A 15,008-nucleotide genomic window follows, 5' to 3' on the forward strand; every position below is an offset into this window, starting at 1 on the left:
TGAAACGGAACAGGGATTCCCCATGCTGTCAGTTGCCAGTCAAATAGTCGGCCGCCAGGCTGGCGAGCGCGCGCACGCCAGTCAGCAAGGCCGCCTCATCGGGATTGAAACGCGGTGAATGGTTGGCGGCCCACTGTGCCGGATCTGCCCCGGGCGGATTCACGCCGAGGAAAAACAGCATGGACGGCACGTGCCGGCCGTAATAGGAAAAATCCTCCGCCGTGGTACTCGGCGCCACGTCGCCCAGCAACCGGGCGCCCGCCACGCGGCGCAGGCTAGGCAGCATTTTCGCCGTCAGCGCCGGATCGTTCCATGTCACGGGATAACCGGCATCAAAACTCACACCGGCCGTGGCACCGGCCGACAGCGCCAGATGTTCTGCCGTGCGCCTGACCTGCAACAGCAGCTGCTCGCGCACCGCCGGATCGAAACTGCGTATCGTGCCGCTCATTCTGACTTCACCGGGCACGATGTTCGGGCGCTCGCCAGCGTGCAGTGTGCCGACCGTGATCACGGCCGGCGCCACCGTCAAATCGGTCTGGCGACTGACGATGGTTTGCAGCCCCAGCACAATCTGCGCCGCCACCACGACCGGGTCCACCCCATTCCACGGCAGGGCACCGTGGGTCTGGCGGCCCCGCACCACGATCTCGAAGGTGTCGCCGCCGGCCATCAGCCCGCGTGCACGGGTGGAGATGGTTCCCGTAGGCTGCGGCGTAATGCCGACGTGCAGGCCAAACATGGCCGATACCTTGGGGTTTTCCAGCACACCCGCCTTGACCAGCCGTTCCGCGCCATTCGGTTCATTGGCCACGCCCTCCTCGGCAGGCTGGAACACCAGCTTGACGGTGCCCGGCAATTGCCCGCGCATCGCGGCCAGCACGCGCGCCACCCCCAGCAGCATGGCCACGTGCATGTCATGGCCACAGGCGTGCATCACGCCGACTTCCTTGCCGCCCGCCTGCACCCGCTCGCGAGAAGCAAACGCCAGGCCGGTGTCTTCCGTCACAGGCAAGCCATCCATATCGGCCCGTAGGGCTACCACCGGGCCGGGACGCCCGGTTTTCAGCAAGCCGATCACAGCCGTCTCTGCCAGGCCCCGCGTCACTTCGTAGCCCATGCGGCCCAGTTCTTGCGCCACCAGATCCGCCGTGCGGCGCTCCTGAAATGCCAGTTCGGGATGGGCGTGCAGGTCGCGCCGCCAGTTCACCACTTCCGGCAGCACTTTCGCTGCCTCGGCATCGATCTGCGCGTGGTAGCGGGCCGGTGCAGGCTGCGCCACCGCAGCGGCGGGCAGGCTGCACAGCAGCAGAGCGGCGATCCAGCGTCCCGGCTTCATTGCCACGCCTGATAGAAAGGCGTTTTCAGCCGCACCGGCCGCACATCGAGCCGCGCATCGAAGATCGAATAATCATTGTTGTCCAGCCCGGCGTTGTCCCAGCCATGCGTCTGTTGGTCGCGCCGCAGTATGAACTCGAAACCCAGCTCGGGAGCAGGATCGGCCACTGGCGAATCGGGGAACTGCTCCAGGTCGAAGGCGATGCCGCGAACATGATCGCGCGGGCCCTCCACCAGCTGCGTCAGCGCGCGCAGGATGGTGTTTTCGCCGAGGATGTCGGTGTAGGCGGGACGCATGTATTCCAGGTCCGAAACAAAGCCCGGCTGGAGAAACTTGATCTCGCCCCTGGCCTGTTTGGCCGCCAGCACCTGGCCCTTCAACGTGGCCAGGTCGTAACGGTCGCCATTATCGAGATAGGAAATCCTCACGTTGCGCACGTTCACCGGCCCCGCTTCCTGCGTGGCCTGGCGCAAGTCCAGCAGGAGCGCGCCGCTGCCGCCGACAATTTCGATTTCACTGCCGTGGATAATGGCTGCGGTATTCTCGTCCACCCCGAGCCCCACCTTGTAGCCTTTGGCCAGCATCAGTGCCAGCATCCGCCCCACCCTGCCCCGCTTGAGGAAGTGCTGGTCTATGAACAGCTGGTCGCCAACAAAGCCCAGGCCGCGATCGATCTCCTTGCCATCGCGCATCACGCCCTTCATCACCTGCACGGGATTCAGCGCATCGCGGAACATGGTGCTGCTCATGATGGCGGCACCGGCGCTGCTGCCGGCAATCACGCCGCCGCGCGCCTGCAATTCGCGCACGGCCTGCAGCACGGGCGACGCCACCCCTTCCGGATTCAGCACGTCCGCCGTGCGCTCCTGCGCACCGCCGGTAAAGAACACGCCCGTGGCGGCGCGGATCTGCGCCACATTGGCAGGGTCGGCCGCTGCCCGGCGTGCGGACTCCAGCGTCTCGCCTGCCCAGCGCGGTGCGATCTTCAGCAATTCCGCCTGCGCGCCGCGGCGCCGAAGTTGTTCTACCGCATCCGCACCCGACGTTTCAGGGCGTGCGGACGCGCTGGGGATCACCACGAACCGTGCGGCGGCGCCACCGGCCAGTTGCACCAGCCGCTGGCGTACCGCCTCGTTATCGGAGCGCACGGCACCGCCCATCGGTATCACCGTGCCGGCAACAGGCCGGAACGCCAGCGCCGGCGGCGTCTCCGCGGCGTGGACGGCGGAACCCGCCCATAAAGCGCTCAGCTGCGCCGCACATAACAGCAGTCTCGACACGGATTTCACCAACAAGCTCCTTCGCCAGATTTGCATTTCCGCCATGTTGCCATTGATCTGGCCGCCGTAGCCACGCTGTGGCCTAACACGCTCCCCTGTTTGCGCACATTGGCAATTGCATGTCGCGCTGTGGAAAGTCCGCAACAGATGATAGCTAACTTTCATTGCAAATGCGACACCGCTTTCACACAGAGCGACCCACGCGGTTTAACGTGCGCGCAAGGTGCTCAACGTTGCATACTATGAAACTGTTTCATCACCCCCCGGGGCGGCACAAGCATGTTGCTTGCGTATTACTACCCACTGACGAGGACTGATCGCATGAAAATACCTGGCACGCACAAGGCGTCTGTATTCCGCCGCTCCCGCTGCACCCATGCTGTATTGCTCGCGCTAGGCAGCATGGGCATGGGCACGAACATCGCTTACGCGCAAGCCATGCCGCGCGTGGAAATCACCGGCTCCAGTATCAAGCGCATCGAGGGCGAGGCAGCGCTGCCGGTCGAGATCATCAAGCGGGAAGATATCGACAAGTCCGGGGTGACCACTGCTGCCGAGCTGCTGCAGAAGATTTCCTCGAACGTGGGCGGCCTGACCGATGGCGCCAGCGTCAGCGACGTCATGGGCGGCCAGCGCGGCTTTAACGGTGCCAACCTGCGCGGCCTGGGCGTGTCGAGCACGCTGGTGCTGCTGAACGGCCGCCGCATGGCCAACTTCGCCAGCCCCGGCGACAATTCCGGTGTCGACCTGAACAACATCCCGGCCGGCGCCATCCAGCGCGTGGAAGTGCTCAAGGATGGCGCATCGGCGATTTACGGCACCGATGCCATGGGCGGCGTGATCAACTTCATCACCCGCAAGGATTACCAGGGTGGCGATGCCAGCGTGTATGCGCTGGGTACGGACGAAGGCGGCGGCGGCAAGAAATCGGCCTCGCTGTCCGGCGGCATCGGCAATCTCAGTACCGACCGCTTCAACGTGTTCGGCGCACTGGACGTGCAGCAAACGGACCGCCTGGCCAGCTCGCAGCGCAAATTCATGCAGGAATACAGCCTGCCCGACCGCCTGTCGCCGCAGCTGTCGAGCTACACTTTCCCGGCCAACGTGGACCTCACCTCCGCCCAGCTGGCAACCTTGAACAGATCGGGCTACCTGAAAGGCTCCGGCCCCGGCGGCACCTGGGTGCCATCGCCGGGCCGGCGCGTCAACTTCGGCAAGGATTCCTGCGTGAACGGCAGCCCGAACGTGGTACGGCCGCTCGGCCCCGGCGGCACGGAAGGCTGCTCCTTCAACTACATGGGCGACTCGGAAGTCTATCCGGAATCCAAAAAACAAAGCTTTATCGGCCGCGGCACCTTCCTGGTGGGAGACGCCCATCAAGTATTTGCGGAAGTCCTGCTGAGCAAAGCCGAAACCAGCTACGCCGCCTCGCCCGCCACCTCGGGCAGCATCAACGGCACCGACAACGGCATCTCCCTGCCAGCCGATCTGCAGGCAAAGACCGGCATCACTACCCCCATCAACTTCCGCTTCCGGCTCACCGATGCGGGCCGCCGTACCTCGGAAGTAACCAGTAAAGGGTCACGCTTCGTGCTGGGTGCGACCGGCAAGGTGGGCGACTGGGAATACGATACGGCTTACAACCACAGCGTGAACAAGGCTACCGACCTCGATATCGATGGCTGGGTATCGCGCAGCAAACTGCTGGCCGGCATGGCCAGCGGCAAGTACAATCCGTTTGTCCCGGCCACCGATGACGCCGGCCGCAAGTTCATGGACTCGATCAAGATCAATGGCGCGGCGCGTATCTCCAAAGGCACCAGCGACAGCTTCGATGGCAAGCTGACCCGCTCGCTGATGGCGCTGGCCGGCGGCGACGTGATGCTGGCGGTGGGCGCCGAACTGCGGCGCGAGAAAACGGCGTTCAGCTCCACCGATGCGCTGCGCACCAACGACGTGCAGGGCGACCGGGCAAGCTCGGACGAATTGCTGGCCGACACGTCCAATTCGCGCGACATCGCCGGCATCTACACGGAGATCAATGCCCCCTTCAGCAAGGAATGGGAAGGCCAGTTCGCCATCCGGCACGACCGCTACAAAGGCGTGCACGATCCGCTCACCAACGTCACCACGCCAAAGCTGACCACCACCAATCCGAAGGTGGCCGTCAGCTACCGCCCGAACAAGGAAGTGCTGGCCCGCGCTTCCTACGGCACCGGCTTCCGTGCCCCGTCGATCGCGGAACTGTTCCTGCCGGTGCGTTCCGGCACTACGGCCAGCTTTGTCAGTGACCCGGTATCGGGCGAGATTGCCCAGTTCGACCTGGACCGTTACGGCAACCCGCAGCTGAAACCGGAGAAATCCAAGCAGTTCTCCGCTGGCCTGGTGCTGGAGCCGAACAGGAACTGGAACGCCAGCCTCGACTACTGGATCATCCGCAAGACCGACATTATTTCGGAAATTGGCGAACAGACGGTGTTCGACAACCCGATCTACTACAACGATCCGCAGATCGTGGTGCGGGACGAAGATGGCGCCGTGTCCTACCTGCAGTTCAAGAAGGAGAACCGTGGCAAGCTCAATACTTCAGGGTTCGATATTGCGCTGAACTGGCGCAGCGACGCCACCTCGCTGGGCCGCTTCAGCGCCAGCCTGAACGGAACGCTGATCACCGAGTACAAGTTCCAGTCCGATCCGAATTCGCCGATGACGGACGGCCTGGGCGTGTTCCGCGACGACAAGGCCGTGCAGCGCTGGCGCCACAAGCTCAATCTTGACTGGACTGAGGGTCCGGTCAGTCTGAGCCTGGGCAACACCTTCTTCTCCAGCTATCGCGACCAGAACATCCCGGGCCTGGCGGATCCTGGCTGGAACGACCGCGACGTGAAAGCCTACTCGTTGTGGGATTTGACGGGTAGCTATGCGTTCAGCAAGAACCTCAAGCTGCGCGCCGGCGTGATCAATATGTTCGATACGGCGCCGCCATTCACCAACCAGTCGCGCTATTTCGAAGTGACGTGGGACCCGACTTACGGTGACCCGCGCGGCCGCTCGATGTTTGCCAACCTGCAGTACAAGTTCTAATCTCCCCTCAGGCGCCCTTGCCTGCCATACGGCAGGCGGGGCCGTCTCGCCACCAGCGCGCACTCTGCCTTAATTCCCCCGGCTTTCTGGAACCCTTCATCCGCGTTTCCCCCAACGACCGGGCCGTCATCCGGGCCGTCCTCGCGCGAGCAGATCGGCGCCGAACTAGCGCGAATGATGGGGATATTACAAGCATGCAGAAAATCGTATTGATACTGCACTTCCTTACATCCGCCGCGCGGCGATAGCACCTCGGCCGCTGGAATGCAGGCGCCGGCTGGCCCGGAGAGCGGCCGGTTAAAGCGATCAATAGCAAAATCTGCACGCGCCCCTGTATCGGCCGTGCAGATTCTTTTCTTAAGGCCGTCATGGCATGCGCCGGCCCTTTTCAGCCCGTATTTTTGCCGCAGTATTTCGGATAGACTCCGCCGGATCGCGGCACAGATGGGGCCGATTCCGGTCCCGCAAGTGGAAACCGGAATGCCCCCAATTTGTAGCGCCCCACCCCCATCGACTTGGCTAAGCCGGCCAGCGCAAGCTACCCGGCCCGGGTGTATCCGGTCGGCCGCGCAAAAAAAGGGAGACTAAATGAATTTAAAAAAACGCAGTATGACGGCAACCCTCTGGGTTGTCCTGGCAGTATGGGGTTGTGGCGGGGATAAAGCCGTTGCCAGCAGCCCAGCCGAGTCTGCCGCGCAGCCTGCCAAACTGGCGTTTAACTGGACTTCGAGCCCGCCGCTTATTGCGCCTCAGCCAGACCCGAACCAGACAATTTACGCCGTCAAAGATCCTTCGATCGTTTACGCGAACGGAAAGTATCACGTATTTCTCACAACGGCCGGGACGGCTGGCTGGGGCCTTGGGTACACCAGTTTTGACAACTGGTCGAACGCGTCAGCCGCGAAAATCGTCCCGCTTGACAAGTCCCCCATGGGGCCAGGTTATCGCGCAGCGCCGCAGGTGTTTTATTTCGCTCCGCAGAAAACGTGGTATCTCGTATATCAGGGCGCCGATCCGCTTTATTCGACCACGAAAGACATCAGCGATCCCATGTCGTGGAGCGCGCCGAAACCGTTCTTCCCGGTCGTGCCCGACATCGTCAAAGCCCCGCTAGGCGTTGGCTGGCTGGATTTCTGGGTCATCTGCGACGATAAAAAATGCTATATGTTCGGTACAGATGATAACGGACGCCTGCTCCGGTCCGAAACCGAACTAGCGCAATTTCCGAATGGCTTCCATAACACGGTCGCTGTCATGACCGAAAAAAAGGAAGACGTCTTCGAGGCGAGCAATACCTACAAAATCGCCAACACCAATACCTACATTACGCTGGTGGAGGCAATTTCGCCGCAAGGACGCTATTTCCGGATTTGGAAGAGCGATGGCCTGGACGGAAAATGGGAGCCATTCTCCTCCGCGCCAATGAACGCTTTCGCGACGCGCGACAATGTTGAACAGATCTGGTCGGAAGGGATTTCCCACGGTGAGCTGGTGCGGACGAATACCGATCAAACGATGACCATCGATCCTTGCCGGCCGCTCGAATACCTCTTCCAGGGCAATGACCCTGCAGTGCATGTGGACGACTACATCAAGGTTCCGTACCGCCTGGGCGTGATCACGACGAAGGGCAAAAACCCAGTGAGCGCACTCTGCCGCTGATCCAGCGCGCCGGCTTTGCTGCATTCTTCAAATACCAACTGTCTGGAAAACCTCTGTATGAACTTCATCAAACACAGCCTCGCCGTGCTTGGCATCATCGCGGCACCGGTCTTTGCCGCCGGCCAGGTCAGCATCAGCATCGACGCCGGCAAACCCGGCCCGGTCATCAATAAAAATGTATACGGCCAGTTCGCCGAACACCTCGGCACCGGCGTCTACGAAGGCATGTACGTCGGCACGAACTCGAACATCCCCAACACCAGGGGCTGGCGCAATGACGTCGTCGGCGCGCTCAAGGAGCTGCATGTGCCGCTGGTACGCTGGCCGGGCGGCTGCTTCGCCGACAGCTACCACTGGCGCGACGGCATCGGCCCACAGGACAAGCGTCCGAGCAACGTCAACGGCGGCCGCGTAGACGAGATCAACGCCGTCGGCACCCACGAATTCTTCGACCTGATCGACATGCTGGGCACCGAGGCCTACATCAACGGCAACGTCGGCACCGGCAGCGTGCAGGAGATGTCCGACTGGGTCGAGTACATGACGTCGGACGGCGGCTCGCCCCTGGCCCGCCTGCGCGCCCAGAACGGGCGCGACAAGCCGTTCAAGGTCGCCTATTTCGGTATCGGCAATGAGTTGTGGGGCTGCGGCGGCAACATGAAGCCCGGGTACTACGCCAACCTGTACAGCAATTACGAGCATTTCCTGAGGGCGCCCGAGAAGGCCAGGCCGAAAATGATCGCCGCCGGCGGCGACACCTCGTGGACCGAAGTCCTGAGCAAGGAACTGAAGGACCGCACGAGCGGCATCAGCATCCACCAGTACACCATCCCGAGCGGGATCTGGGAAGTCAAGGGCAAGACCCTCGGCTTCAAGGAAGACGAGTGGATCTCGACCCTCGCCGCTGCTTCAAAAATGGATCAGATCATCAAAGATCACTTGGCCGTGCTGGACAAGAACGATCCAGAGAAGAAGATCGGGCTCATGATCGACGAGTGGGGCACCTGGTATGACGAGGAAGGCAGAAGCGGGCTGTACCAGCAGAACTCCCTGCGCGACGCGCTCGTGGCGGCGCTGAGCTTCCATATCTTCCATGAGCACGCCGAGCGGGTCCCCATGACCACCATCGCCCAGATGGTCAACGTCCTGCAGGCGATGATCCTGACGGACAAGGAGAAGATGGTCCTGACCCCGACCTACTACACGTTCCAGATGTATGTGCCGTTCCAGGATGCCAAGACGCTGCCGCTGGCCATCAAGGACAACACCAGTTACACCCTCGGTTCAACGACCATTCCCGGCGTAAGCGCGTCGGCGGCACGCGCCAAGGACGGCAAGCTCTACCTGGCGCTGGTCAACACCGATCCGTCCAAGCCGGTGGAAGTCGCCGTCAACGTCGCCGGCACGAAGGTAAAAGGTGCGGCAGGCAAGGTGCTGACCTCAGCCGCGATGGACGCGCACAACACGTTCGAGCAACCGCAAGCCGTCAAGCCGGCGGCGTTCAGCGCGCGAGCCGCAGGCGGCAAGCTGGCGATCAAAGTGCCTGCCAAGGCCGTGATCGTGGTCTCTTTGGAGGAGTAAGCTCATGAAAAAGACAGCCTGCTCCGCTGCCGTTCTCTTGTCGCTGTTGACCGGGTTGCCCAGCGCGTCGTTCGCGCTCAACCCGGTTATCCAAACCATGTACACCGCCGATCCGGCGCCCATGGTCCATAAGGGCACGCTCTACCTGTTTTCCAGCCACGACGAAGACATCGGCGAAAAGAACAATTTCCGGATGAAGAACTGGGTGCTCGCCACGACGACCGACATGGTGAACTGGACCCAGCATGGCGTGATCGCCTCCCTCCGGGATTTCCCCTGGGCTGCCAAGGAAATCTCCGGCTGGGACGGTTTTGACAACGGCGCTTGGGCTCCCCAGGCGATCGAGCGGGATGGGAAATGGTATCTCTATGCCCCGGTGCATGGCCGGGGCATCGGCGTGCTGGTGGCCGATAGTCCCCTGGGGCCCTACACCGATCCCCTCAAGAAACCGCTGATCGCCGGCCACGCTGGCGGACTGTACGACAGCATCGATCCGACCGTTTTCATCGACGACAAAGGCCAGGCCTATCTCGCCTGGGGCAATCCCAACCTGTGGTCGGTGAAGCTGAACAAGGACATGGTTTCCTACGACACCAGCGTAGGCGAAAATGGCATCATTGGCCATCCGATGACCGTCAAGGCCCTGGGCGAGCGCACCCCGCCGGACACACAAGGCGTCACGCTTCCGAAGCGTGCCCTGCGCGGCACATCCTACGAAGAGGGCCCCTGGCTCTATCAGCGCAAGAATCTCAGTTACCTGTTCTTTGCCGGCGGTCCCATCCCTGAGCATCTCGCCTACTCCACCGGCCCTACGCCCGAAGGCCCATGGACCTACGGCGGCGTCGTGATGACACCGCAAAGCGCCTTCACCAACCACCCTGGCGTGGTGGATTACAAGGGCAAGACCTACCTCTTCTATCACAACGCCGCGCTGCCGGGAGGCGACGGCTTCAAACGTTCCGTCGCCGTGGACGAATTGAAGTTCAACCCGGATGGCTCGGTCCCCCTGGTGCAGCCGACCAGGGAAGGGCCTCCGCCGGTCGCCACCCTCGATCCCTACAGGCGCGTGGAAGCCGAGACCATTGCCTGGTCTTCCGGTGTCAAAATCGAGCCCAGCAGCGCCGGCGGCCAGAATGTGCGGGACATACACGACGGTGATTACATCCAGGTGCGCAACGTCGATTTCGGCGCGATCGGCGCGCGCGCCTTCAAGGCCAGCCTCTCCAGTACCGCCAAGGCAAAGCAGGCCACCGGGGCGAAGATCGAGATTCGCCTGGGTAAGCTCGACGGCCGGTTGATCGGCACGCTGCCGGTCGCGGGAACCGGCGGCGAATGGCAGCTGCAGTCTGCGCCGGTCTCGGGAGCCCTTGGCGTCCAGGATGTCTTCTTCGTGTTCCGCGGTGCGGCCGGCGAAGAACTGTTCAAGTTCGATTACTGGAAATTCGCCCGGGGTGCCGACGCGTCCCGGCCCCTGCCAAAGGCAGTGGCCCATCCCGCCCACAATCCCCTTATCTGGGCCGACGTCCCGGACATTGCCGTCATCCGTGTAGGAAAGACCTACTACATGAGCAGCACCACAATGCACATGAGCCCGGGCCTTCCGATCATGAAGTCGACCGACCTGGTCAACTGGAGCATGGCCTCCTACGCTTATGACACCCTGGCCGACAGCGAAACCTACCGCCTCGAAAACGGCAAGAACGCCTACGGCGCAGGCTCCTGGGCCAGCAGCCTGCGCTACCACAACGGCGTGTTCCATGCCTCGACTTTCTCCGCCACTGCCGGAGGACGCACGCATATCTACACCACGCGCGCCCCGGACCGGGGACCGTGGAAAGAGACGAGTTTCGAGCCTGCGATCGGTGACCATAGCCTGTTCTTCGACGATGACGGCCGCGTTTACATGGTTCACGGGGGCAGCCAGATATGGCTCACCGAGCTGCAGTCCGATCTCTCCGGCATCAAGCCCGGCGGCGTGAACAAGGTCATTGTCGACAGCACCAACGCCCTCTTCGGCGCCGACCAGGGCGGGCTCAAAGGCGAAGGCTCGCAGCTCTCCAAGATCAACGGCCGCTACTACCTCTTCAACATCGCCTCGCCAGGGACCCGCTGGGCGCGCACCGTCATCGTCCACCGCGCCGATGCAATCGACGGTCCCTACGAGGGCCGCATCGCGCTCGATGACCGCGGTATTGCGCAGGGCGGCCTCATCGACACACCGGAAGGCAAATGGTATGCCTATCTGTTCAAGGACAACGGTGCAGTCGGCCGCATCCCCTACCTCGTGCCCGTGACCTGGAAGGACGGCTGGCCCGTGCTCGGCGAAGACGGCGAAGTGCCGATGACGCTAGACATTCCCGCCGGCGCACAGGGCGCCTCCGGTGCCTCGGGCATCGTCGCGTCCGACGAATTCAACCGCAAGCCCGGCGCCGCCGACCTGCCGCTCGCCTGGCAATGGAATCACAATCCCGAACCGCGCAACTGGTCGCTCACCAAGCGCCCCGGCTACATGAGCTTCGTCACCAGCAGGGTCGATTCCAGCCTGACCGAGGCCAGGAATACCCTCACCCAGCGCACCTTTGGCCCCCACAGTGTCGCCACCACCAGCATAGACGTGAGCGGCATGAAAGACGGCGACTACACCGGCATCGCCGCCTTCCAGGCGAAGTACGGCTTTGTCGGCGTAAAGATGAGCGGTGGCGCGCGATCGCTCGTCATGGTGAGCGCGGACTCCGGCCAGCCCGAGGAGGTGGCCTCCATCCCGCTCTCCGGCAATACCGTCCATCTCAAGGTCGAAGCCGAATTTGAGCCTGCGCCTGAAGTGGCCCGCTTCTCCTACAGCCTCGACGGCAAATCCTGGACGCCTATCGGCCGTCCCTCGCGCCTGGCCTACACCTTCCCGCACTTCATGGGTTACCGCTACGCCCTCTTCTTCTATTCGACCAAGACCGCCGGCGGCCGTGTCGACTTTGACTACTACCGGATCGGGCAAAGCCGCGGCCCCCGCTGACCGCCACACGCCACCCGCCTCTTTGCAGCACGCAGCACGCAGCACGCAGGACTGAACCACGGCAAGTCACTATATTAATAATCAGGAGATAACCAAAATGAGTAAACAGTGTTTGGTCATTCAATCCCTTCTAATGGCTCTGTTGGCAAGCGTCACAACCGTGCAGGCTCAGACCTGCACGCCAACTGCGGTAACGCCCTATATCTATTCGGCTGGCGCTTGGAATGTCACAGCATCTGCAACGATTAATGCAGGCAGCCAGATCGCATTCGGACCGCAACCGATAGCCGGCGGATCCTGGTCATGGAGTGGTTGCGGGACAGCAGGTTCGGCGCGCGAACAGTTTGTAAGCCCTGGTGCCAGCTGTACTGCAACAACTGTTTATACCAATAGCTGCGGCGCGAAGACCACGCAATCTTTTGCAATCACGGCTTATCCCAGCTACAACACCAATCCGATTGCCCCGGATGCGGCCGGCATGAGCAGTAACGCGACACAGCTGGCTGCAAAGATAAAGCTGGGAACCAATATTGGAAACACCATGGAGGCATGGGGTTGCAGCCCGGCGGCAGAAACCTGCTGGGGGCAGCCGATGGTTTCCGCCGCATATGTCAAGCTGGTGAAGGACAGCGGTTTCGATGCGATCCGCATCCCCCTGTCCTGGGATCAGTATGCCGACCAGGCAACCGGCAAGATCAGCGATGCCTGGCTCAACCGCGTGAAGCAGGTGGTGCAGTACGCAGTGGACAACGGGCTCTATGTCATCGTCAATATCCACTGGGATGGCGGCTGGCTGGAGAGGAATATTACCGGAGAAAAGAAGGCCGCCGTCAACGCCAAACAGAAAGCCTACTGGGAGCAGATTGCTACGCAGCTGCGCGACTTTGACGAGCATGTCTTGTTCGCCAGCGCCAACGAACCCAATGCTGAGACTGCGGAACAAATAGCCGTGCTTGACAGCTATCATCAAACGTTTGTCGATGCGGTGCGTTCGACGGGAGGCAAAAACGCCTATCGCGTGCTGGTGATCCAAGCTCCAAGGACCGACATCAATCTGGCCGCCGATAACTGGAATACCATGCCGTCCGACACGGTTGCGGGCCGCCAAATGGCTGAAGTGCATTTTTACCCCTTCAGCTTTACGCTCCAGGACAAGGATGAACCGTGGTCGCAAATGTTCTACTACTGGGGTAACGGCTTCCATTCGACTACCGATACGTATCGCAACGCGACGCGAGAGGAAGAGGATCACGTTGACGAACAATTTTCGAAAATGAAAGCAAAGTTCGCAGACCATGGGATCCCGGTTGTACTGGGGGAGTTCGCGGCCATGTTGCGAACGCAGCTTACTGGGGGCGACCTTGCGCTGCATCGCGCGTCGCGCGCGTACTACCACCGGTATGTCACCCGCAAGGCACTTGAGAACGGCATGTTGCCGTTCATGTGGGAAATCGGCGTTGATCCCGGCATGGTGTTTGACCGTAGGACTCCGGCCGTGGGCGATCAACAGACACTGGATGCCCTTTTGGCAGGCGCTGGAAAAGCCATCGCTTTGGATACCGGCCCCAATAGCTGGACCTTGAGTAGTGGCGCGACAGGCGACGCATCAGCTTTGGGCATGAAATTTTCGCTCAGCCAGGCCGGCGCTGCTGCTGGCTACAGCTTTGCCAATCCGGTCAATTGGGCTGGCGCTACCTTGAAGGTTGTCCTGAATTTCGATCAAACGTTTATCTCCGATCGAAATGGCGGAACGGACGCCTTGTTGCAGTTCTATACCTACTCCGCCAACTGGGCTGCCTCCGAGTTCAAGTGCTGGACTGACAATAAGGTGCTGGTTGCAGGCCAGGATACGGAATTCACATGTTCCGCTTTCAGCATTCCGAATGCAGTGGGGGTCGGCATCCAGTTCCCAGGAACAGAAGGTTCCGTCGCCATTAAAAGAGCGACCATCAAACTGGCTCAGTAGTACTTCCGCCCCACACCACCATCACTAGCGCGCTCCGCGCACCGGCGCCTCGGTCCCACCGAAGGCGCCGGTGCGCGGCGTGGCCGATCCAAATTGCCTGCCGAACGTATGTGCCCAATTCCACCCGAAACCAGTTTGCCTCCCCCTGAACCTGAGCGTGAGCCGCGCCGGCGGCGCCAGTACAATCGCTACGCCATAGGCCTTGTGATTCTGATCCATCTGGCACTGGGGACATCCGTCATGCTGTGGAGCGCGCGGCTGCCCTCGCCTGAACCGGCGCCGCGCACTGTCGATGTCGTGCTCTTTGACACGAAAGCGCCGGAAACGAAGCTTCCCGACGCCCAGCCCGAGCCAAGCAAAGCCGAACCTCCGCTGGTGGAGATTCCGCCAATGCCCGATCTGCCTCCCGTCAAGCTAGCCGACAGCCCAGTGGCCGCGCCACCGGCGGCCGATGCGACCCCGGCGCCGGCCGCTGCCTCGGCGCCGGCAGCCGCAGCGTCCCCGCCTCCGCCCCCTCCGACGCCACTGGCCAAAGCGGCGCCCAGCACGCCGCCCAAGCTGTTCGAGGAATGCGCCGAGGACTCGGATCGGCATATGATCGCCGACGTCTATCGCCTCACTGCCGGCAACCAATCAGTGTTCGACATGCGCCGGCGCAAACCGATCAAGCGCGTTTGCCTGGCCCAACTCGATATCGCCCCGCGCCCCTTCCGCGAAGGCTTTCCCGGCCTGGGCTCGACGGTCGAATGGTTCGGCCTGGATATCCGCTTCACGGTCAATATTGCGGAAACCGCCACCTGGGAAGTGATGCTGCTTGCCGACGATGGCGCCGTTCTCAGCATCGACGACGAAAACGTGATCGACAACGACGGCATCCATGCCCCAACACCCGTGGCGACCAGCATCAAGCTGGAGAAAGGCTTGCGCAATTTCCGCGTGCGCTACTTCCAGGGACCAGGCCCGGATCTCGCGTTGATGCTTGCGTGGAAAAAGCCGGGCGCGGCCGACTACAGCTACCTGCCGCGCAGCCTGATAGGGCGGCCGCCGGCCTCCATGCTGGCGCAGCTCCAGCCCAAGGAATAAGCA

General features: G+C 62.0%; 8 protein-coding genes. 6 read left to right on the forward strand and 2 right to left on the reverse strand.

What is annotated here, in order from left to right:
- Positions 1-28: 28 nt before the first annotated feature.
- Entirely contained in the window at positions 29-1,339 is a 1,311-nt protein-coding gene (locus ASC94_RS03265; protein ID WP_056390648.1) for a M20 family metallopeptidase, read from the reverse strand.
- On the reverse strand, positions 1,336-2,619 hold the full coding sequence (locus tag ASC94_RS03270; protein ID WP_162251386.1) for a cyanophycinase: 1,284 nt from the start codon (positions 2,617-2,619) through the stop codon (positions 1,336-1,338). Before ASC94_RS03270 ends, ASC94_RS03265 begins: the two co-directional genes overlap by 4 nt.
- A gap of 408 nt (positions 2,620-3,027) precedes the next feature.
- On the opposite strand from ASC94_RS03270, the gene ASC94_RS03275 reads away from it, so the two are divergent.
- From ASC94_RS03275 to ASC94_RS03300, 6 genes are all read left to right on the forward strand, one after another.
- Positions 3,028-5,703: a TonB-dependent receptor gene (locus tag ASC94_RS03275; RefSeq protein ID WP_162251387.1), complete on the forward strand. Its 2,676-nt coding sequence runs from the start codon at positions 3,028-3,030 to the stop codon at positions 5,701-5,703.
- A gap of 588 nt (positions 5,704-6,291) precedes the next feature.
- Entirely contained in the window at positions 6,292-7,365 is a 1,074-nt protein-coding gene (locus ASC94_RS03280) for a non-reducing end alpha-L-arabinofuranosidase family hydrolase (protein ID WP_200955530.1), read from the forward strand.
- Between the two features lie 57 nt (positions 7,366-7,422).
- Positions 7,423-8,946, forward strand: coding sequence for an alpha-N-arabinofuranosidase (locus ASC94_RS03285; RefSeq protein ID WP_056390660.1), 1,524 nt, complete (start codon positions 7,423-7,425; stop codon positions 8,944-8,946).
- A 4-nt stretch (positions 8,947-8,950) separates the two neighbouring features.
- Positions 8,951-11,956: a family 43 glycosylhydrolase gene (locus tag ASC94_RS33075; protein WP_082616109.1), complete on the forward strand. Its 3,006-nt coding sequence runs from the start codon at positions 8,951-8,953 to the stop codon at positions 11,954-11,956.
- 97 nt (positions 11,957-12,053) lie between these two features.
- Complete coding sequence (locus tag ASC94_RS32945) at positions 12,054-13,922, forward strand: cellulase family glycosylhydrolase (protein WP_162251388.1); 1,869 nt, start codon at positions 12,054-12,056, stop codon at positions 13,920-13,922.
- Between the two features lie 240 nt (positions 13,923-14,162).
- Positions 14,163-15,005 (forward strand): PA14 domain-containing protein, encoded by an 843-nt coding sequence (locus ASC94_RS03300; RefSeq protein WP_056390663.1) that lies wholly within the window; start codon positions 14,163-14,165, stop codon positions 15,003-15,005.
- Positions 15,006-15,008: the final 3 nt, after the last annotated feature.

It is taken from the genome of Massilia sp. Root418 (genome assembly GCF_001425265.1).
Taxonomy (GTDB): domain Bacteria; phylum Pseudomonadota; class Gammaproteobacteria; order Burkholderiales; family Burkholderiaceae_D; genus Rugamonas.

Coding starts and splice junctions, on each gene's coding strand:
- ASC94_RS03265 (WP_056390648.1), bottom strand. CDS start 1,339: ATGAAGCCGGGACGCTGGATCGCCGCTCTGCTGCTGTGCAGCCTGCCC.
- ASC94_RS03275 (WP_162251387.1), top strand. CDS start 3,028: ATGGGCACGAACATCGCTTACGCGCAAGCCATGCCGCGCGTGGAAATC.
- ASC94_RS03280 (WP_200955530.1), top strand. CDS start 6,292: ATGAATTTAAAAAAACGCAGTATGACGGCAACCCTCTGGGTTGTCCTG.
- ASC94_RS03285 (WP_056390660.1), top strand. CDS start 7,423: ATGAACTTCATCAAACACAGCCTCGCCGTGCTTGGCATCATCGCGGCA.
- ASC94_RS33075 (WP_082616109.1), top strand. CDS start 8,951: ATGAAAAAGACAGCCTGCTCCGCTGCCGTTCTCTTGTCGCTGTTGACC.
- ASC94_RS32945 (WP_162251388.1), top strand. CDS start 12,054: ATGAGTAAACAGTGTTTGGTCATTCAATCCCTTCTAATGGCTCTGTTG.
- ASC94_RS03300 (WP_056390663.1), top strand. CDS start 14,163: ATGCTGTGGAGCGCGCGGCTGCCCTCGCCTGAACCGGCGCCGCGCACT.